Source organism: Mycobacterium sp. (genome assembly GCF_035697385.1).
Taxonomy (GTDB): domain Bacteria; phylum Actinomycetota; class Actinomycetes; order Mycobacteriales; family Mycobacteriaceae; genus Mycobacterium.
This window is the reverse complement of record NZ_DASSCY010000011.1, coordinates 1-2,424: the sequence shown is the minus strand read 5'-3', so window position 1 is coordinate 2,424 and position 2,424 is coordinate 1. Positions and strand designations below refer to the sequence as shown.

Here is a 2,424-nt window from a genome sequence, read left to right as displayed (position 1 = left end):
CAGGCCAGCCCGGCGGGCCGGGAGGCCAAGGAAGCCGCCGACGAAGCCGCGGCCGCTGAGCAAGAAGAGCTCGAAGAGGCCAGCACGCCCGACGAGTAGACTTCAAGCAGCCTTGGGGTCATTCGTAACGCTGTGCGATAGGTCGCGGACGATGACGGCCGGATAGGCACCGCATGCGCCCGCGGTCTGGTGAGGACCACCAGGCCGGAAGGACGCGGGCACATGAAAAAAATCACGATTTTCGCGGGCGGCGCCTTCGTTGTCGCGTCGTCTTCGGTTGCGCTGTTCGGATCGGGTGTTGCCGCCGCGGCGCCGGATGTCGTCGGTCAGCCGTACTCCGATGCGGCTTCGGTGATCGAGGAAGAAGGCGGCACGGCCGTCGTGGCGGTGCGGACGGGCGACAAATTGCCCGAGGAAGAGTGCATCGTCACCAACGCGTGGGATGCGCCGTACGTCCGGCCGATGACTGACGACGTCTACTTCGAGAAGGCCGAGGGCGAAGTCATGGTTGCGCTGAACTGCGCGGGTGGGTACGCGACGGCCACCAATCCCGGTGCGTCGCTGCTGAGCCCGGCGGGCCGGGAAGCCAAGGCGGCCGCGGACGAGGCCGCTGCAGCCGAGGAACAAGAGCTGGCCGAGGTCAGCACCCCGGACGAGTAATCAGTAGCTCGACACGCGGCTGAGCAGCATGTCGACGCAGTAGTCGATGAACTGCTCGCGGGTCGCCGGCAGGCGGCCATTGAGGTAGGCGGTGAACAACGCCGACAGCGCGCCGATCAAACCTGTCGCCACCATGGCCTGGGTGGCGGGCTCGGTGATGCGGGTCAGCTTGCGCTGCAACAGGTCGATGAAACTGGGCATCCACTCGGCGCCCGAGCGCGTCAGCACCGGTTCGACTTCCGGGGCCAGCAGCAGCACGCGCCCGCGGGTTGGATCGTCGACCATGAGCGCGACGAACCGCTCGACGGCGTCGCGGGGCGTGTCCGCGCTCATCAGCGTCGCCATCGCCCGTGCACAGACGTCGTCGTAGACGGCGCGGACGAACTCGTCGCGATCGGCAAAACTCTCGTAGAAGTAGCGTTCGGTCAGCCCGGCCGCCCGGCATACTGCCCGCACAGTGAGCGACGGTCCGCTCTCGCTACCCAGCAGCGCGGTGCCTGCGGTGATCAGCTCGTCGCGGCGCAGAACCTGGCGGTCCTGCAGCGGAACGCCAGACCAGCGGCCCCGTCGTTGACCGGAATCCACAACACTCCTAAGCTGCACTGTGACAACACGCGTAGTCAGAATTGTATTCTGGTGTCGATCGAAAGTTCATCAGTGACTCAAGATACGTCTGAGGTGTACCCAGTGACCAGCGGATCCGACTCACCCGCAATCGGCTGCCCCGTCGCCCCCGGCGGCTACGAAGCGCCGCCGCGGCCGCTCGGGCCGGGCTCGCTGACGTGGAAGTACTTCGGCGACTGGCGCGGCATGCTGCAGGGACCGTGGGCCGGCTCGATGCAGAACATGCATCCGCAGCTGGGCGCCGCCGTCGAGGAGCACTCGAGTTTCTTCCGGGAGCGCTGGCCGCGGCTGCTGCGGTCGCTGTATCCGATCGGCGGTGTGGTGTTCGACGGCGGCCGGGCGCCGACAACGGGCGCAGAGGTCCGCGACTACCACGTCAACATCAAGGGCGTTGACGGGCAGGGCCGCCGCTACCACGCGCTCAACCCCGACGTCTTCTACTGGGCGCACGCGACCTTCTTCGTCGGCACGCTGATCGTCGCCGAGCGGTTCTGTGGGGGCATCACCGAGGACGAGAAGCGCCAGCTGTTCGACGAGCATCTCCAGTGGTACTCGATGTACGGGATGAGCATGCGGCCGGTACCGAAGACGTGGGAGGACTTCCAGCTTTACTGGGACCACATATGCCGCAACGAGTTGGAGAACAATTTCGCCGCGCGCGCCGTCCTGGATCTCACAGATCTCCCCAAACCGCCCTTCGCCCAGTGGATTCCGGAACGGTTGTGGGCATTGCAGCGAAAGTTGTTGGCGCCGTTCTTTGTTTGGATCACCGTTGGCCTTTACGACCCGCCGGTGCGTGAGTTGATGGGCTACACCTGGTCGGCACGCGACGATTGGCTGCATCGCCGTTTCGGCGATGTGGTGCGGCTGGTGTTCGCGCTGCTGCCCAAGCGAGCCAGAATGCACCCACGAGCACGCGCCGGCTGGGATCGCGCAATGGGGCGCATCCCGGCCGACGCGCAACTGGTGCACACTCCTGCACGCAACCTGCCGCCGCTGGACGAGCGCGACAACCCCATGCATTACTGCCCTAAGGTCTGACCCGTCCACAGCGCGCCATCGAAATACCGCATACGCGAACGGTTTTGCGGATCCGGGAACCAGCCCGCCTGAACGGGTGGATAGCGCCCGAATACGCCG

Annotated in this window: 4 protein-coding genes; 2 read left to right on the top strand and 2 right to left on the bottom strand. The window is 66.0% G+C overall.

Going from position 1 to position 2,424, the window contains the following annotated elements:
- The first annotated feature begins 222 nt into the window (after nucleotides 1-222).
- On the top strand, nucleotides 223-660 hold the full coding sequence (locus VFH65_RS01155; protein ID WP_353319292.1) for a hypothetical protein: 438 nt from the start codon (nucleotides 223-225) through the stop codon (nucleotides 658-660).
- Here the strand turns inward: VFH65_RS01155 and VFH65_RS01150 are convergent, their stop codons facing one another.
- Complete coding sequence (locus VFH65_RS01150) at nucleotides 661-1,245, bottom strand: TetR/AcrR family transcriptional regulator (protein WP_353319291.1); 585 nt, start codon at nucleotides 1,243-1,245, stop codon at nucleotides 661-663.
- Between the two features lie 72 nt (nucleotides 1,246-1,317).
- Between VFH65_RS01150 and VFH65_RS01145 the strand changes: the two genes are divergently transcribed.
- The gene (locus tag VFH65_RS01145) at nucleotides 1,318-2,325 is read left to right on the top strand and encodes an oxygenase MpaB family protein (protein ID WP_353319290.1); all 1,008 of its coding nucleotides are present in this window, start codon (nucleotides 1,318-1,320) and stop codon (nucleotides 2,323-2,325) included.
- On the opposite strand, the gene VFH65_RS01140 is transcribed toward VFH65_RS01145, so the two are convergent.
- The coding region (locus tag VFH65_RS01140) for a DUF2510 domain-containing protein (protein WP_353319293.1) at nucleotides 2,307-2,424 on the bottom strand (118 nt) is incomplete at its 5' end. The two genes, VFH65_RS01145 and VFH65_RS01140, sit on opposite strands and share 19 nt — an antisense overlap.